Origin of the sequence: Pseudarcicella hirudinis, assembly GCF_900115665.1 — a bacterium.
Classification (GTDB): domain Bacteria; phylum Bacteroidota; class Bacteroidia; order Cytophagales; family Spirosomataceae; genus Pseudarcicella; species Pseudarcicella hirudinis.
This window is the reverse complement of the sequence record NZ_FOXH01000012.1, coordinates 62,830-80,427: the sequence shown is the minus strand read 5'-3', so window position 1 is coordinate 80,427 and position 17,598 is coordinate 62,830. Positions and strand designations below refer to the sequence as shown.

16 protein-coding genes are annotated in these 17,598 nt (G+C 37.5%); 5 read left to right on the top strand and 11 right to left on the bottom strand.

Translation table 11 applies throughout. The features are described from left to right. Positions 1 to 137: 137 nt before the first annotated feature. Positions 138 to 2,594 carry a T9SS type A sorting domain-containing protein gene (locus tag BM179_RS18310; RefSeq protein WP_092018614.1) on the bottom strand — a complete coding sequence of 819 codons (2,457 nt, stop codon included), beginning with the start codon at positions 2,592 to 2,594 and terminating at the stop codon, positions 138 to 140. A gap of 246 nt (positions 2,595 to 2,840) precedes the next feature. Between BM179_RS18310 and gpmI the strand changes: the two genes are divergently transcribed. Together gpmI and BM179_RS18300 are read left to right on the top strand one after the other, a co-directional pair. After that, the gene (gpmI, locus tag BM179_RS18305) at positions 2,841 to 4,361 is read left to right on the top strand and encodes a 2,3-bisphosphoglycerate-independent phosphoglycerate mutase (RefSeq protein ID WP_092018613.1); all 1,521 of its coding nucleotides are present in this window, start codon (positions 2,841 to 2,843) and stop codon (positions 4,359 to 4,361) included. A gap of 78 nt (positions 4,362 to 4,439) precedes the next feature. Next, complete coding sequence (locus tag BM179_RS18300; protein WP_092018612.1) at positions 4,440 to 4,979, top strand: hypothetical protein; 540 nt, start codon at positions 4,440 to 4,442, stop codon at positions 4,977 to 4,979. 70 nt (positions 4,980 to 5,049) lie between these two features. On the opposite strand, the gene cysM is transcribed toward BM179_RS18300, so the two are convergent. Beyond that, a complete protein-coding gene (cysM, locus tag BM179_RS18295; RefSeq protein WP_092018611.1) occupies positions 5,050 to 5,931 on the bottom strand; it encodes a cysteine synthase CysM in 882 nt (293 codons plus the stop codon). A 93-nt stretch (positions 5,932 to 6,024) separates the two neighbouring features. Continuing rightward, entirely contained in the window at positions 6,025 to 6,876 is an 852-nt protein-coding gene (locus tag BM179_RS18290) for a serine O-acetyltransferase (protein WP_229632980.1), read from the bottom strand. A 597-nt stretch (positions 6,877 to 7,473) separates the two neighbouring features. Here BM179_RS18290 and BM179_RS18285 point away from each other — a divergent pair. Further along, entirely contained in the window at positions 7,474 to 8,487 is a 1,014-nt protein-coding gene (locus tag BM179_RS18285) for a helix-turn-helix domain-containing protein (protein WP_092018610.1), read from the top strand. A 59-nt stretch (positions 8,488 to 8,546) separates the two neighbouring features. On the opposite strand, the gene bshC is transcribed toward BM179_RS18285, so the two are convergent. Next, the gene (gene bshC / locus BM179_RS18280; protein WP_092018609.1) at positions 8,547 to 10,094 is read right to left on the bottom strand and encodes a bacillithiol biosynthesis cysteine-adding enzyme BshC; all 1,548 of its coding nucleotides are present in this window, start codon (positions 10,092 to 10,094) and stop codon (positions 8,547 to 8,549) included. Between the two features lie 189 nt (positions 10,095 to 10,283). Here bshC and BM179_RS18275 point away from each other — a divergent pair, with 189 nt between their 5' ends. Continuing rightward, positions 10,284 to 11,318: a PorP/SprF family type IX secretion system membrane protein gene (locus BM179_RS18275; RefSeq protein WP_092018608.1), complete on the top strand. Its 1,035-nt coding sequence runs from the start codon at positions 10,284 to 10,286 to the stop codon at positions 11,316 to 11,318. 1 nt (position 11,319) lies between these two features. Here the strand turns inward: BM179_RS18275 and BM179_RS18270 are convergent, their stop codons facing one another. From BM179_RS18270 to BM179_RS18240, 7 genes are all read right to left on the bottom strand, one after another. Continuing rightward, positions 11,320 to 11,640: a hypothetical protein gene (locus BM179_RS18270; protein WP_092018607.1), complete on the bottom strand. Its 321-nt coding sequence runs from the start codon at positions 11,638 to 11,640 to the stop codon at positions 11,320 to 11,322. Between the two features lie 9 nt (positions 11,641 to 11,649). Continuing rightward, positions 11,650 to 12,045 carry a LytR/AlgR family response regulator transcription factor gene (locus BM179_RS18265; RefSeq protein ID WP_092018606.1) on the bottom strand — a complete coding sequence of 132 codons (396 nt, stop codon included), beginning with the start codon at positions 12,043 to 12,045 and terminating at the stop codon, positions 11,650 to 11,652. Positions 12,046 to 12,419: 374 nt separating this feature from the next. Further along, complete coding sequence (locus BM179_RS18260) at positions 12,420 to 12,881, bottom strand: NADH-quinone oxidoreductase subunit A (protein WP_092018605.1); 462 nt, start codon at positions 12,879 to 12,881, stop codon at positions 12,420 to 12,422. A gap of 57 nt (positions 12,882 to 12,938) precedes the next feature. Continuing rightward, a complete protein-coding gene (locus tag BM179_RS18255; RefSeq protein WP_092018604.1) occupies positions 12,939 to 13,559 on the bottom strand; it encodes a DedA family protein in 621 nt (206 codons plus the stop codon). A gap of 70 nt (positions 13,560 to 13,629) precedes the next feature. Next, a complete protein-coding gene (locus BM179_RS18250; protein ID WP_092018603.1) occupies positions 13,630 to 15,282 on the bottom strand; it encodes an amidohydrolase in 1,653 nt (550 codons plus the stop codon). A gap of 43 nt (positions 15,283 to 15,325) precedes the next feature. Continuing rightward, positions 15,326 to 15,853 carry an acyl-CoA thioesterase gene (locus tag BM179_RS18245; RefSeq protein ID WP_092018602.1) on the bottom strand — a complete coding sequence of 176 codons (528 nt, stop codon included), beginning with the start codon at positions 15,851 to 15,853 and terminating at the stop codon, positions 15,326 to 15,328. A 79-nt stretch (positions 15,854 to 15,932) separates the two neighbouring features. Further along, positions 15,933 to 17,147, bottom strand: coding sequence for an NADH-quinone oxidoreductase subunit D (locus tag BM179_RS18240; RefSeq protein WP_092018601.1), 1,215 nt, complete (start codon positions 17,145 to 17,147; stop codon positions 15,933 to 15,935). Positions 17,148 to 17,389: 242 nt separating this feature from the next. Between BM179_RS18240 and rpmG the strand changes: the two genes are divergently transcribed. Beyond that, positions 17,390 to 17,572, top strand: coding sequence for a 50S ribosomal protein L33 (rpmG, locus tag BM179_RS18235; RefSeq protein WP_092018711.1), 183 nt, complete (start codon positions 17,390 to 17,392; stop codon positions 17,570 to 17,572). Positions 17,573 to 17,598 lie beyond the last annotated feature (26 nt).

Sequence of the window (17,598 nt, the reverse complement as noted above, 5' to 3'; positions counted from 1 at the left end):
AAGGGAAACACACAGAGAAAGACGAAGCATCCAGGCTAAATGGTTGCATGCAATTGAGTTGGTTGATCAGATAAAAGGAATAAAAAAAACAGGTTGCAGGATACCATTCCTGCAACCTGTTTCAGTAAACCGGGATATTAATTAAGAACTACGATTTTCTGAGTACTTAGTTTATTGTTTTGGTAAATTTTCAGATAAAAGATCCCGTTTTGCGGATTGTCAATCTCAAGATATTCTCCTGATAATTTGAAATGCTTTTCCCTGCCCAGGCTATCAAATAACTGTAGTTCAGCATTTTTCAGATTAGAAGGTACTTCAATCTTAAATAAGCCATTGTTGGGATTAGGTAAAATTCTGGTTTCAGCACCTTCTTCTTTTTCAGTAGCAAGCGGGGTAAGGATATTTATCAATACACTGTTTGAAAGGCTGGAACAGCCTTCTTTGGTGACTAATACCGCGTATGTTCCCGAAAGCGTAGCATCATAAGTCGATTGTGTGGCATTGAAGATATCAATGCCATCCTTTCTCCATCGATAGCTTGAATTACCTTCTGTAGTAGCAATCAATCTGAAGACAGAAATATAGTCTTTCTTCGGTGTGTCAACTGTAAGTAATGCCGAAGGAGCAGCTTTATAAACTATAGGAATTTCATTTGAGACGGCACTTTGCTGACAAACCGGATTTGTTACTACTACCTTGTAAATACCGGATTCTGACACATCCTGGACGGCATCTTTCCCCTCATGACTAAGGTTTACGTTATCTTTTAACCACTGATAAGTAAAACCTTCTTTTTTATCAATAACCAGTTTTACCTTTTCAGAAGGGCAGGGATTTGTATTTCCCATTGAGTAGGCCAGAGCCGTTAATTCAGAAATGCAGGGAGGACTGAGTTTCCGGAGTGTGTAGGTCTGGCGGTTTACGTCAATACTTAGTGCCAGAAAGTTATCGTTTTCTGCTGTTCTCGTCTGAAGATAAGGTGAAATGCCTGATAAAGCATAAAGATATGTCATTGCTCCAGGGAGTTTATATTCCCACAGATTTACGCCATTGTTGTCAACAAGACGAATTTTTTGCTCTACGAGTGTATTGTCTGTAGAAGATACTGAAAGGTAGGAGATATATTCTTTTCCGGAGATTGTATCTTTTTGAATGTCTTTGATATAGTCATTTACATCAAGAGAGATAGAAAATAACTCCTTTTCTGTAACATAATCTGTTTTCGTAAAAGCAGCCTGTTGATCCGATATCATGCTGGCATAAAGTGTATGGTTGGTAAGAGTCCATTTCTGGGCATTTTGCAGAGGACTGTTAACAACTTTAGTACTTTCCCATTTAAGCTGGCCGGAATTGTCGTAAATCTTAAAATATTTTAAAGGAGGATTGTCGGGTCTCGGATAAATCTGAAAAAAAGTATCATTTTCTCCGAAAACGATACGTCGGCCGCTTATTCCGTTGGATGCACCACCTCCGATTTCTTTTTGCCAGCTTACATTTGAGTTGTCAAAGTTGGAATGACCAATGAAGTACTGAGTATTGGCTTCTATTGCTAAAACCGGCAAATCAAGAATGTACTGAACAGAATTATCTTTGAGCGGCCTGAGAAGCCAGGGCCATGTATTCACCATATTTTGCGGAATTGATATCCCAGGAATAAGACTTTTTATGTTTCCATTAGGTTCCACTTTTGCTAATCCTAACTGACGATCCTTTCTAGTATACATTATTACAAAGGAATTATCTGGCAGTACACAAACGGTCTTTTTCCCATCCGCTGCAAATGCAGGCAGATCAGAAATACTTAATGTTGCAGTCTGATTTCCGATTGCGTCAAACTTGCAATATTTCAGAGCTGTATTACTGGTTTCCAGCCAGAATCCTCCATCGGAAGTTGGAAATACTGCATTAAAAGACTCTTTTTGAAATGTGGCAGCAGTTCTTTGCCCGTTTTTATCAAGGAAAATATACTGGTGTTTTTCCTCCGTATTTTGCAGCATGCCGATGTATGGTGCTTTAGAACTAATGAGTAAAACAAAGCTGTCATTTTTGAATCGCCATTGTTCTTTTCCGGTAACGTCATACTTTATAAGCGTATTCGTCGGATCACTGTAAATAACACCATCTTCTACACCTGATAAATAAGTATTGGGACTATGAACGTCAAAACCTTTCAATAATTGATAATTTCTGTCGAAAAAGAAGATACTATCTTTTTCAATGAGACCTGTTTTAGTGCTATTACATGTCAGCAGCATGTAATTGGGATTAGAAGTATTGGAAAATATCTGATTCTTTGAGTTTTTGTAAAGATTTGAGCTTTGCCACAAAGTATTCCCATTATTATCAACAGCCATTATCAGTGTTTTACTATTCGTCCCTCCTGGAGTCGTACTATCATAGGCTTCGAATGAGAAACTTACTAAAGAATTGCCGGAAGGAGATACTTCAAGTTTAGCGGGAGACAAGTTATACCAATTCACTGCTGACTGCTTCAGTAAATCTTTTTCCCAGGTAAGTCTGGCTGTTTTTTGCGGAAAAACCCTGAAAACCGGAAGAATTATACATAACAGAATCAACCTGGTAACAATTTTCATATAATTAAGCAGTTTTTGCTGTTTCAAAATGGGTGTGATAATCAGAGTTAAAAATATGTCCTGAAAGGATTTTCTAAGCTATCAGGAAAGAAGCAGGTTACAGCTTCCTTTGAAATAGACGAACGACAGCGGTAAAAAGGTTGCATACCCTTTGTTAAGTTTTAAAATTGAATATTTCTTGAACTTTTTCTTTAGTAAATAATGCTAAGATTTGTTTATTTTTGAAAGAAAATAACTAATCAATACGTGAATAAGAAAGTAGTACTCATGATTTTAGATGGTTGGGGCATTGCTACCAAACCAGAGGTTTCAGCGATTGATGCTGCCAAAACCCCCTTTATCGACTCATTATACCCAAAATATCCGCATTCTAAACTTGAAGCATCTGGATTAGCAGTTGGTTTACCTGCCGGACAAATGGGTAATTCTGAAGTAGGGCACATGAACCTGGGTGCAGGACGAATTGTTTATCAGGATCTTGTAAAAGTAAACCTTGCCGTTGAAGAAAATACGCTGAAGGATGAACCTGTTTTAGCGGAAGCGATTGCTTATGCAAAAACAAATAATAAAGCGGTTCACTTTATCGGACTGGTTTCAGACGGAGGGGTTCACTCGCATATTAATCATTTGAAAGGTCTATGTACTATTGCTTCTGAGGCAGGACTTTCAGATGTTTTTGTACATGCTTTTACAGATGGTCGTGATACAGATCCTAAAGGTGGTTTAGGTTATCTGACAGACTTGCAGGAGCATTTGTCTAAAACTACCGGAAAAATTGCTTCAATTACCGGACGTTATTATGCGATGGACAGAGATAATCGCTGGGAACGTGTAAAACTGGCTTACGATGCAATGGTTAATGCTGTCGGAACACCTTCTACAGATGTGCTTGCTTCAGTGAAAGCATCTTACGAAGAGAATGTTACGGACGAATTTATCAAACCGATTATTGCAGTTGATGGTAATAATGAACCTATTGCAAAAATTAAAGATGGTGATGTAGTATTATGTTTCAATTTCCGTACTGACCGCGGACGTGAAATTACTCAGGCATTAACTCAGCAGGATTACCATGAGCAGGATATGCACAAATTAGATTTGTACTATCTGACCATGACAAACTATGATGATAAATTTGTAGGAGTTCATGTTATTTTCGACAAGGATAATCTGGCAAAAACGTTGGGGGAAGTTGTTTCAGAAGCTGGTAAAAAACAGATCAGAATTGCAGAAACAGAGAAATATCCGCATGTTACCTTCTTCTTTTCGGGTGGTCGTGAAGAACCATTTGAAGGTCAGGTGAATATCTTGCGTAATTCACCCAAAGTGGCAACCTATGATTTACAGCCGGAAATGTCTGCTGAAGCCCTCAGAGATGCATTGATTCCGGAATTAGAGAAAGAGGAGGTTGACTTTGTTTGTCTGAATTTCGCTAATACGGATATGGTTGGTCATACCGGTGTATTTTCAGCAGTAGTAAAAGCGGCAGAAACGGTTGATCAATGTGCCGGAGCATTAGTAGAAACAGGTTTGAAACATGGCTATACTTTTATCATCATTGCTGACCACGGTAATGCGGATTATATGATTAATGAAGATGGCACACCGAATACTGCTCATACTACTAATCTGGTTCCATGTATCTTAGTGGATAATGATTATCAGAATCCTATCAAAGATGGAAAACTGGGGGATATTGCTCCTACCATTTTAGCATTAATGGGAATAAATCAGCCTAAGGAAATGACAGGATTCAGTCTTTTGTAGGTTAAAAATCAAAGGATTTTTAAGAAAGGCCTGTGAGGAATTGAACACCTTACAGGTCTTTTGTGTTAGGTTTGTATTATGAAATCAAAACTTATTCTTCTGGCTTGTATTTTTTATCTGGGAGCATGCCAGTCTGATACGGGGAATAAAGCCAAAATATACTTCGATTTGAAAGGTTTTATAGATGCCCAGATTAAATTACTGGACAAAACTAAACCGGCAGTACTCAAAACTGTAATTGTCGGAGATAAAAAGGAGGTGAAAACGATTAAGGATATCGACTGGGCAAAAGAACTGGAGCTTTTTCTCCAGGCTGACATTAATAAATCAGCTTATAGCCAGAGTTATGATAACCTTTCCGAGAATGGGTTAAAATGGTATTCCCTCAAAATCGGTGAGAAGATACCTGTCAAAAAACTGGTTATCCAACTCAATGATGAAGATATTCCGGTTCAGATTGAGGCTATAATTCAGACAGATAACAACTTGTATTCTTCAGAGAAAAAACTTCAGATGAATTGTGAAAACGGACATATAAAATCGTATTTCATTGAGGGATATCAGAAGGTTATTTTGGGAGATAAAAAGACATTTAAGATTCTCGGAGTAATGCAGTAGATATTATAAAAAAAAAAGAGTTTCTGCCTTTTCAAAATCAGAAACTCTTTCTTCCACAAAAATCAATATTTTATCCGAATAAATCACTGGAAAGGTAACGATCCCCTCTGTCGCATATAATACAAACAATTATTCCTGATTCAATTTCTTTCGCCAATCTGACTGCGGCAGAAACTGCTCCTCCACTGCTCATTCCGGCAAAAACTCCTTCAATTTTCGCAAGATTGTTGGCCATTAACCTTGCTTCTTCTTCAGAAATATCCATAATTTTATCCACTCTTGAAGGGTTATAAATCTTCGGAAGGTATTCTGTCGGCCATCTGCGGATACCTGGTATTTTTGAACCCTCAGTAGGTTGGCATCCTACTATCTGAATCTGCTCATTTTGTTCTTTTAAATATAAGGAAGTCCCCATAATTGTTCCGGTGGTTCCCATTGAGCTGACAAAATGAGTGATTTTGCCCTCTGTATCTCTCCATATTTCCGGACCGGTGCTTTTATAGTGTGCCAGATAATTATCAGGATTAGCAAACTGATCCAACATAAAATAACCACCTTCTGCAACTTTAGATTCAGCATAGTCTCTGGAGCCTTCAATGCCGACTTCAGAAGGAGTTAAGGTAACTTTTGCGCCAAATGCCTCCATTGTTAAAACTCTTTCTTTTGTAGAATTTTCTGGCATTACAAGTTCAATATCAAGGTCATATAGTCTCGCAATCATCGCCAATGCAATCCCAGTATTTCCGGAAGTTGCTTCTATCAGTTTCATGCCGGGTTTGATTTCTCCACGCTCCAATGCCCCCTTAATCATGCTATAAGCTGCACGGTCTTTTACAGAACCTCCCGGATTGTTTCCTTCTAATTTGGCGTAAATTTTTACGTTTGGATTTGGATTGATTTTGTTTAATTCAACAAGCGGCGTATTGCCTACTAAGTCTAAAAGAGTTGCCATATTTACAATAAACAATTAACAAATTTCATTTGCCGGGAAACTTTCTCAATATCCTTTCTCTTTTTTCGATTTCTCAGCAAAGTATAATAATTTCTAATCCTGTATGACTCTGGTGCTTTCCTGATGATAAATTTTCGTATAAGGTTTTAAACTCCTTGTCAGCCATACGTTACCTCCAACGATACTATTATGGCCAACAATAGTTTCTCCTCCTAAAATAGTGGCACCGGCATAGATCACCACATGGTCTTCTATAGTCGGATGTCTTTTCATAGAAGCCATTTCCTTACTAACCGATAAGGCCCCCAATGTTACACCCTGGTATAACTTTACGTGTTTCCCGATATGAGTCGTTTCTCCGATAACAATGCCTGTGCCATGATCGATAAAAAAATACTCATCTATTTCAGCTCCGGGGTGAATATCTATTCCTGTTTTGGAATGCGCATATTCAGTTAAAATTCTGGGAATCAACGGAACGTTCAACTCATGCAGGCCATGAGCAAGTCTGTAAAAAGCAATGGCATAAAAGCCAGGATAAGCTCTTACAATTTCATATTCACTCTGTGCTGCAGGATCACCGTTTAGTATGGCTTGAATATCTGTGTTAAGTAACCTGTATATCTCCGGAATTTTTTCTAAAAACTTCGATGAAATGGCTGCTGCATTTTCCTCCAGATGGTTTTGCATGCCAGCAAGCATTTTAGCCAGAGAGAATTCAATTTTGTCAAAAACTTCCTGTAATTCCTCTGTACAACTTAAATGTTTTTGCGTCTGCTCCGGAAAAAGAGTCAATACCAGTTCTGTAAAAAGACGCTGAACTTCTGACGTGGAAGGGAATGTCTCAGTTTTTGAGTGCTTATAGCTAAGATGTTGCAGAAAAGCTTGTGGAAGCATATTTATTACGAATATGGAAGAGGTTCCTTTAAAAGAATAACTCTTCATTTGTTTTCACCCAGCCCAATCAATTGGATTTTTTGCAATAGTAACGATTATCATGCCTAATTGATTCTTTTTAAGGAAATAATTTTGAATAAAAACTGACAATATCGGAAATCCAATCTTTATAAAAGGAATAGAAACATCAGATTATCCTTGAATTTCATAACCTCAGAAACGAGAGTAAAAATGAAAATTGTACTGAGGGTTTTTCAATATAAATTATAGGAAAAGTAAGAAGCAAAATCACAGGATTCGCTCTTTTTTTCCCGGAGAATAATTTAAACGGGGTTTTATAAAAGTTGATCCATGTTAAGTATTTATGGTGAGTACATAAATTGTCCGGTAAAATGAAGCTATAACGGGCAAAAATGTGTCCAAATCGGTTAATGATGGCTATTTTTTAATTGTTAAATTTGATTGAAGTTAATAAGCACTTACTGTTAATTTCTAAAACTTTAGCTTCTGCTTTACGACCGCCATTGTAAAGAGGCTTCAAAGTACGAATCCGCCAATTCGTACTTTTTTGTTTATCATGGTCGAATATTGCGGAGGGTTTGTGTAATTTCATGAAATTAGAAGGTAGATTACGATCGATTTAATATGAATTTTGAATTTTATGGCCGTTCGAATACCGCCGAGGAATGGCTTGGGTTTTTAGCTGATCAGTTAAGCACAAGACCTCAACAAAGTAAACTGGACTTTCCGGTTCACCTCGCTGAGGGTTTTGTAAGTTGTTTTGAGTTTGAAAAGGATTTTTTTGTCAGAATCTGGCAATTTAAAGCAAATCAGAAACTGGTATTCAACAGTAAATCTTTTTTAGATCAGGAGGATTTTTTTACAATAACTTTTACCACGCTTGCTAACACACAAAAACATTCTCCTTTCCATCCCCCTCCTCAGGATAAAGAAGAATTTCAGTTTTTTGTAGAAAACAGAGGTAGTAAGAATATCAATATGCTATTGTGGAAAGGAGCTGTTTCTCATTCCAAAACCTTTGAACAGGGTGATAGTGCCGTGATTTTGACGATTCTGATGAATAAACATTGGCTGCTCAATAATGGACTTATCGACAATAGTAACCCCAAAGACTCACTTTTAAAACTTCTTATTGACAGCAATCCTATCAATGTCAATTACCAGCCGAGCCTTCAAATGGTTGATTTGTTTGAAAAAATTCTGAATACGCATACAACTGTTTCGTCCGGACGGCTGATGCTTAGAGGCAGAATTTATGAGTTTCTGGCCCAGATTTTCTCGCAGCTTTCAGAAAGAAATATTCTGCCGAAAGTAGATAAAGTAAATGCCAGTGATCTGCAGCATCTAGTCAGAATAGAACATTCTATGCATCATGATTTCAGTAAGATTATGACGATTAAAGGATTGTCGATCGGAGCAGGTATGAGTGAATCAAAATTCAAGAAAATATTTAAGCAGGTTTTCGGCAAGAACGTCCACGAGCATTATAACGATTGCAGATTGGAGGTTGCCAAAGACCTGATTGTAAGTGGAAAAATGACCGTTTCTGAGGCAGGAAATTATGTAGGCTTTGCAAATCTGAGCAATTTTTCCTCAGCATTTAAGAAGAAATACGGGAAATTACCCAGTAAAATTTAAACACTAACATATCACTATACAGCGCGAGGGACCGTCATGTCCCTCGCTTTTTTAGATTATTACTCTTCGGTAAGTACGTAAAACTCAAAATTCAAAGCATCAAAAACTGCTCCGAGCTGAAGCAGAAAGTCAGGATTATTGAGATAGAAATTCAGGAAATTCTCTGAACGCTCCTGTAATCCTCCGTTTGGAAACAACTTTTGTTTTAGTCCTACCAATTGGGTAACCTCTGTTTCCTGATTTCTTTCTTCCGCTTTTTTCAGGCGTTTTTCGAGGTTTTCCAGACCGTTAATCAGCTTTTGTTTCTCCCCGTTTACGGCTCCTTCCAGCGTTTTATCAATTCTTACTGCTTTTTTCAGGATTTCCTGGAAAATTTCTGAAAAAGATTCAGTTTCGGCAGAAAGACTCAGTTGATTTTTAGAGTTATGTTCTACAAAATTCTTGCGCAGCGTTATTTCATCAAGGAATAGTTCTGATGTTGAAAGACCTAGTTTTTCCATCCTTTTTGACAAAGATTTGTTAATAATCAAGGCAAAGTTTCTGGGAACTAAAATCGGGAATGCCAATTTGAAATGATCGAAAGCATCTTTAAATTGCAGCCAGTACGGAACTTCAGAAGGGCCTCCTATATAAGCCAGATTGGGTAAAATAGTTTCCTGATAAACGGGTCTTAATATTACATTCGGACTGAAATGCTCCGGCTCGTTTTCTATCATTTTCAAAATCTCCTCTTCTGAAAAATGAATGTCAGAATTCAACACTTTGTATTGTCCGTTTTCTTTGACAATTCTTTCCCGAAGTCCGTCTTTTAAATAGAAGAAATTAATTTCTCTTGGTGTTACCTGAGTTTTGTAACCAAGCTGTTCTAATTTTTCGGAAGTTTCCTGAACAACAGGCAAAGTCGTTTGAGAAAGAATATCTTCCTTGATAATTGGAGAAAATACTTTCTTCAGTGCTCTGTTATCAGCATCAATAATAACCAGATGCTGTGCTCCGAATAATTCATTGAAATAGAATCTTACCGCATCCGCCAATGTATCATGTCTGTTATATGCTTCTTCGAAAAGAGGTATTTTCTCAGAGATTTCCTCCAGAATGGTTTTGATTTCATTGGGATTCATACGACCAACGGCACCCTTTTGTTCTGTTTGCCATTGATGTGTTTTGCCGAACAAAGAAAAATGATCTATTTCCGCAAAATCATGGTCTTCTGTAGCCATCCAGTAAACCGGAACAAAATTGTATTCAGGATAGGCTTTTTTCAGGGAATTGGCGAGATTGATTGTGGTAATCAGCTTGTAGATAATATACAAAGGACCGGTGAAGATGTTGAGTTGATGTCCTGTGGTAACCGTAAAAGTATTTTCGTCCGATAAAATCTGAATATTGGGTTTGTTTGTAATATTTTTATATTGATCTTCAAGTACCTGAACAAGAATTTCTCTTTTTGAAGGGTCAAATGTCTTAAGTTTTAATTGTTCACCAAAACCTTCAATATCCGGGAATTGACAATAGAAGGATTTAAGTTTTTCCTGTTTAGTGATATAATCTAGAAAAAGAGGAGAGAATTGGTGTATCTCTCTGAGAGGGAGTGTATTTACCTGCATTTTTATAGTAGCGAATATTTAATCCGAGCGTATTAATAATGTTAATTCAGTATTCTAACGTTTTGATGGTAAAGATTGTTCTTTTGATTTTGAAAATTCATTAAAACTGGTGAAATCCCCTTATATTTAAAAGATTTTTTTTCAGACATTAATATTTCTGCGCTATTTGAAACAATTCTTAAAGTATTTATGCAAAAACTTGTACTCCCGGCCTTTCTTTTTCTTAGTCTGAATACTTTGGCTCAGCAAAAGCCCCAATATAGTCAGTATATGATGAACAATTATATACTGAACCCCGCCATCTCCGGAATAGAAGATTATACAGACCTTAAAACTTCTTATCGTAATCAATGGACTGATTTTCCGGGAGCTCCTGTTACTTATTATTTATCGGGACACTGGGCAATGGGAAAGCCTGACCGTACCAGTTCCGGACCGAGGCCTTATATCAGCAAGACTATCCGAAGAACTTCTGATCCTTCACCTGTTTTTAAAGGTTCTCCCCGTGTACCCGGGCATCATGGTGTGGGTTTTCAGTTTATTTCTGATAAAATCGGTCAGAGTACCATGAATAGTTTAGGGCTTACCTATGCGTATCATATTCCTTTAACTGCCGCAGTTAAATTGTCTTTGGGAGCTTTGGTAGGTATATCTCAATATACTTTTAGTTTTGATAATTTAACTGTGAAAGATAATCCGGATCCTGCTATATACAATGGAAAACTCAGGGCAATTCAACCACAATTGAATCTTGGAGCGTGGTTATATTCCCGCAATTTCTTTCTCGGGCTTTCAGGGAACAATATGATTTTTGAGAATTTTAATTATTCTGTTTCTGACAGCAATACACCAAATCCTTATGTCTGGCTAGGATCTACTTATACTCAATATTATGTTACAACAGGTTTCAGGCAGGAACTTGGGGAATTTTGGTCAGTTGTGCCTTCGGTCTTGCTTAAAAGAGTACGTCAGGCACCATTGTCTTATGATGTGAACATCAAGGCAATGTATAACAATAGATTTTGGTTTGGAGCGTCCTATCGAAGAAATGATGCGGTTGTGGGGCTTGTTGGTGTGAACATTAATTCGAATCTGAACCTCAGTTATTCTTATGATTATACCCTTTCCGGGCTCAATGACCGTTCAAAAGGTTCTCATGAAATTGTAATAGGTCTGATGCTTCATAATAAACAGAAACTGCTTTGTCCTCAGAATCTCTGGTAGTCTAATAATATTTCAGAAATCCCCAGAACTTTCTTTTTTTCAAATACTTTGAATTCCATTCATTTGAGAATGCCTCTTTTTCAAAGCTGATATTTCTGTAAGATTTATAGTGATTTCGGTATTTGATCAGATTAAAAAGATATTCCGAAATATACCAAAGGTAGAAAGGAATAATGAGCAACTCGATTTGCTGTCTGAGATGAATCCGCTCATGGGTAATGAGCTGAAGGGTTGGCTTGCGGTCTTTTATCAGAATAAATGGAAAAAGAGCCATACCGTCAACCCACAAAAAAGGAATTCTGATAAGAAGATATAGCTCCATTAATACATGCTAATTGTTAGACCATTCAAAGTTATTAAGCCTCTCCTGAAAAGATTTACGCTTACGTCTTGAAATCAGGACCTGTTTCTGATCTTTCAGTTTCAGAAAGGTAGCATTTTCACGGTCATAACTCAAAAGATAATTAAGATTAATCAAATGGGATTTATGTACACGGACAAAATCCAGATCGGCCAGCTCTTTTTCATACGTTTTAAGCGTCCGGGCAGAGAGAAGTTGTTTACCGTCCCTCAGATATACAATTGTGTAGTTGCGAATGCCTTCCAAATGTATAATTTCTTTGGAAGAAACCTTAATCATTGACTGACTATCAGGCAGATAAAGATACTTGGTCTTTTGCAAATTACCTGATAAAAGTAAAGGTTGAGTAGGTAAGGATTGAGCCATTACAAAAAATTAGATTTTAGGGTAGATTTTAATCTATAAGGTATAAAAATAACCCAAAGTTAAGGGGAATTTTCTATAGCATCAAATACAAACCCGATCAATAAAAAGTTAAATTATCGTAAAGCCATTAACAATGACAAGAAATTGCCACGAATGACTTGTATTAAAAAAATACAAAACAAAAACAATTGATTGAACATGATACGAGCCATTAGGTTCTGCATTCAATGATAAAGACGTTTGAATACAGTGGAATGGTTGCAAGGGTGTAAAAAACTAATGTATGATTTTTTATATGGGATGATTGATGTGATATTTATTTGAGACGGGGAATGGTAGATTTGGTAACATTTAAATACTGATTTTTTTTTGAATTAGTATTTCTGATTAATTTTTTCGTAGGCTGATGCAGGGATTTTAGACTGATAATTGCTGTTTTTAACGACAGGTCTTGCCCAGTCAAGATATCCTTTTACCCAGGCATATGCCAGTCCTAAGGTAAGAATGCCAATAAAAATGAACATTTCTGAAAGTGCAAACCAACCCCAGACACCATCAGTTTCTTCAATAAGAATTTTGTTGCCAAAAACGGTAGCCCAAGGGAATAAAAAAACTAACTCAACATCGAAAAGTACAAAAAGAAGGGCAATGATATAAAACCTGATATTAAATCTCACGCTCGCATTTCCGTCAGGTGCCTCGCCTGACTCGTAGGTAGATAATTTTTCTATATTTGGTCGGTTTGGTCGTAACATAAATGCTCCGCCCAGTGCAACAGCGCAGAATGTAACAGCAGTAATGATAAATAAAAGGATATAACCAAAATCTGATACCATGATAGAAAACGTTTTACCTGAAATAATCTGATCGAAATCAGAAGCGGGTGCTCAATATTATTTTTTGCTAATGTTTAAATAACCTTTAACTACCGTAAAAGTAGTAATGGCCAGGAAGAAAATAATGACATAGTGTACATAGTTAACTATCCAGGGAAACTGTTCTCCCAGATAATACCCGCCCGCCACCAGTACACAAACCCAGATAGCTCCTCCGGCAGCATTGTAAAATAAGAATTTAGGAAAACTCATCTGACTGATTCCGGCGAGAATTGGGGCAAAAGTACGAACTACCGGCAAAAAACGACTAATAATCAATGTAAGGCTTCCGTTTTTTTCAAAAAACTGATTGGTATTTTCCAGATTCTTTTTCTTAAAAAACCAGCTTTCTTTTCGATTTTGAAGAGAATTGCCAAAAAATCTTCCGGTCAGATAACCGGTTAGTGAACCTAGAAAAGCTGCCGTAAAGATTGTTAGCAGAATAACGCCTAAAGGTTCTTTCAGTACACCGGTTCCTCCGAAAACTCCGGTAAGAAAAAGGAGATAATCGCCGGGAAGAAAAAAAGCGAAAAACAAGCCGTTTTCAGCAAAGACAATCAGGGTAATAACTATTAATCCGGCACGTATGATTTCTTCGGAATCTGTAAGATATTTCCAAAGCTCGTTGATTTCATTCATGGATTTTGTTTCAGGCTTCGAGTAATTTTCAAAATGCCTTTTTTGAAGTCTTCTGTTTCTTTAAAATGACCTATTTCTTTTCATAAACAATATTACCGTCAAAAATAGTCATAACTACCTTTACATCCCGAATCTTTTCTGGTTGAATGGTTAAAATATCTTCTGAGAGGACAACCATGTCAGCCATTTTACCAACTTCGATAGATCCTTTGATTTTTTCTTCAAAAGCGGCAAATGCATTGTTGATGGTATAACCTTTGATCGCTTCCTGTACAGGTATTTTTTGTTTGGGAATCCATCCCATCGGATTGGCTCCGTCAACGGTTCTTCGGGTTACTGCCGCATAAATTCCATATATCGCATTAAGAGGAGCTACCGACCAGTCTGATCCCATACATAATTTGACACCCGCCTCCAGAAAAGATTTGTACGGATGTGTGTAATCAATACGCGCACCAATGCGTTTGGCAGCCCAGACACCATCATCAATGCAGTGATATGGCTGTACGGAAGCAATGACACCCAGTTTTGCAAATCTTGGAATATCTTCAAAACGAACATGTTGTGCATGTTCAATTCTGAATCTTCTGTCCCATTTTGGGTTTTTATCAGTGATTTCCTCAAATAACTTCAGCATCAGATAATTGGCAGAATCTCCAATAGCATGAACTGAAAGTTGTAAATGATTTAAATCCGCATCCAAAGCCCATTTCCGAAGATTGCCATTTATCACAATGTCAGAAGCAAGTCCACGGGTATTGGGATTTTGGTTATAAGGTTTAAACATTAACGCAGTACTCGAACCAAGAGAGCCGTCAGCATAGGCCTTTAAAGAACCTAATTTTATTTTTTCAGAACCAAACCCGGCCTGAATACCTGTTTTTACAAGATTTTCATAAATTTCGAGAGGAAGTCTGGTATAGAATCTGCAGGTAAGTTTATCTTCCTTTTCAAGCTTTTGATAAGCAATCAGATCTGGCTGAAATGTAATGTCATGAACACTTGTGATTCCGTTTTCCCGGGCCTCCTGTAAAGCTCTTTGAATATATTTTAATTTTTGTTCAGGTGTAGGAGGAGGAATAACTTTATACATCAATGGAATGGCAGCATCTTTCAATATCCCTGTTGGTTCTCCTGTTTTAGGGTCTTTTACAATCTCACCACCGTCAGGCGACTGACTGTCTTTGGTGATCCCGGCCAGCGCCAAAGCTTTGGAATTGGCCAGTGCCATATGGCCGTCAAAGCGGTCAACAAAAATGGGTGTATCTGCCGAAAAATCATCAATCATTTCCCTGGTAGGAAGCTCTTTTACTTCCCAGGCTTCATGATCCCAGTTTCCTGATTTAATCCATTCTCCTTTATGGCTTGCAACATATTGTTTTAAAATACTTTTGAATTCAGCGGTTGATTTTGCTTCCCGCAGATTCACTCCGAGCAGATACATGCCGCCATCTGCAAAGTGCGTATGATTATCGATAAAACCGGGAAGCATTAATTTGCCTTCCAGATTTACCATTCTGGTACGACTGTCTGACCACACTGAACGGGCCTCAGGACTGTTTCCTGCGTAAATTATTTTTCCGTTTTGAACAACAACTGCTTCGACCGTGGAGTTTCTGGAATCTACCGTATAAATTTTCCCATTGTAAAAGCAGATTTTCTGAGCTTTGGCAAAAACTACGGATGAAAAGAAAATTACAATCAACACAAGAAATTTGTTCATAGCAATCGGGTCGTTTTGTTGAAAAAATCAGGAAAACCAATTCTTAAATAAAAGTACCGTCTTTTAACTCCTGTTTAATGATTTTGATGCGGGAGTTGAATGTAATGTTTTCAAAATCAATGCCTTCTGCACAAATTGTTTCAAGAAACTTAGTTACTTCAGGCTGATGATCTGTTTTCTTTCCGGTTAAAACGTCAATATATTTGGACGTCGTCCAGATTACCGCTTTCAGAACCTGACGACTTTCGTCCGTCATGACGCATTCGGTAACCATTGTATTTTCATTGAAATAAATCACGGAAGAAATAATGGTGACCCATTCGCTTACTTTAGCAGAATTAATGTAAGCTATCTGATGGTTGTAAACCACCCAGGAGGTCATGTTATGCTCGAAATAATCATTGTAATCAAACTTATAAACCGCTGCTACCTGATCTTCTCTCGCATTAAAAAAGTAGTCAAAATACTTTGCATTGTTCAGGTGTTTCAAAGGATCACAGTCCTGAAAACGGATTACTGACTTTGAATATAACTTTTTGGGGTATGTTTTATCGGGATCTAAATTGAACATTTTTTAAGATTGTTGAAGAATTGAACAGGCTTGTTATCTGTTCAATTATAATGAAATAAAGATAGCATTTTTTAGCAAATTAACGGTCAACCTCTCCCATCACCAAATCTAGAGAACCAATAATAGCCACAAGATCAGCCAGCATGGCTCCCTTACTGATTTCATGTAATACAGAAAGATTATGAAACGAACATGCTCTGGCTTTTAATCTTAAAGGTACATCCGAACGACCATCCGTCCGGAAGAAAAATCCCAGTTCTCCTTTGGGGTTTTCTGCTCTGGTATAGAAATCCATAGCCTGCGGGCGAATTTTCTTTGGAACCAAAGCCTGAGGGTCAAAATCTACAGTGCGTTTATGGGTTCCGATCAATTGCTCAAGACATTGTTCAATGATTTTGATAGACTCATCACATTCCAGCACCCTGACATAATTTCTGTCCCAGCAATCACCTTTAGTACCCATTTCTCCTTTTCCAACCGGAATATCAAAATCGATTTCAGGATAGACAGAATAGGCATCTACTTTTCTGAGGTCAAATTTTAAACCGGATCCTCTCAGTACCGGACCGGTACAACCATAATTTATGGCAAGATCCATTGGCAAAACACCTACATTGGCGGTACGCTGAACAAATATTTTATTTTCGATAACAAGCTGTTTTAACTCTGTCATCTTGGGCTTCAGGTAATTAATAAATTCCTTGCAACGTTCTTCAAAACCCAGAGGCAGGTCATAAAAAAGCCCGCCGATCCACACATAGTTATAGAGCATTCTGGCACCTGACACCCATTCGAGTAAGCGTTGAATGTGCTCGCGGTCACGCATGAGCCATAAAAACGGAGTATACGCCCCAATATCCAGGCCATAAGTTCCGATCGCCACGAAATGTGAAGCCAATCTGTTTAGTTCAGAAACTAAAACCCTGACGTATTCAGTTCTTTTCGGAATATCTTTATCAATTCCGAGCATTTTCTCAACCCCCATGGCATACGCATGTTCAGAATTCATGGCTGCCAGATAGTCCATTCTGTCAACGTATGGAATGATCTGGTTGAAAGGCAAAGACTCAGCATGTTTCTCAAAACACCTGTGTAAATAGCCCAGATGCGGAACAACATCAACGATCAATTCCCCGTCAGAAATAACTTCAACCCGTAATACTCCGTGTGTTGAAGGGTGCTGAGGACCAAGGGATAATATCATTTCTTCTGACTTCAGGTTCTCTAATTGATACTTGTTCGGGTCAGAAAGTTTAAAGTTTTCAGGGCGAAACTGATACTGGACTTTATTCATACTGTAAAATTCGTAAAATTTAAACGTAAATGTCCTGTTATGAGAAGCAAATTTGACCCGGAATCCGGATTTAAAAAAAACTTTCCGAAATTTTTAGGTATTTTGAAACATTTTACATAAAAAGTTATGAACTTATTTTGCTATAGCTCAAAAACTTACTACCTTTGCAGTCCTAATTTGAAAAGAGTAGCCAGGTGCCTTTGGTAGATTTGGCTTATATACATAAAACATACAACAAAGCAATGGCTAAGAAAGGCAATAGAATCCAGGTAATTTTGGAATGTACTGAGCAAAAGGCTACAGGTGTTCCAGGCATGTCTCGTTACATCACTACCAAGAATCGTAAAAACACAACAGCTCGTATCGAGTTGAAGAAATATAATCCGTTCTTGAAAAAAGTAACTGTTCATAAAGAAATCAAGTAATTTTTATTCAGTTATCAGTTATCGGT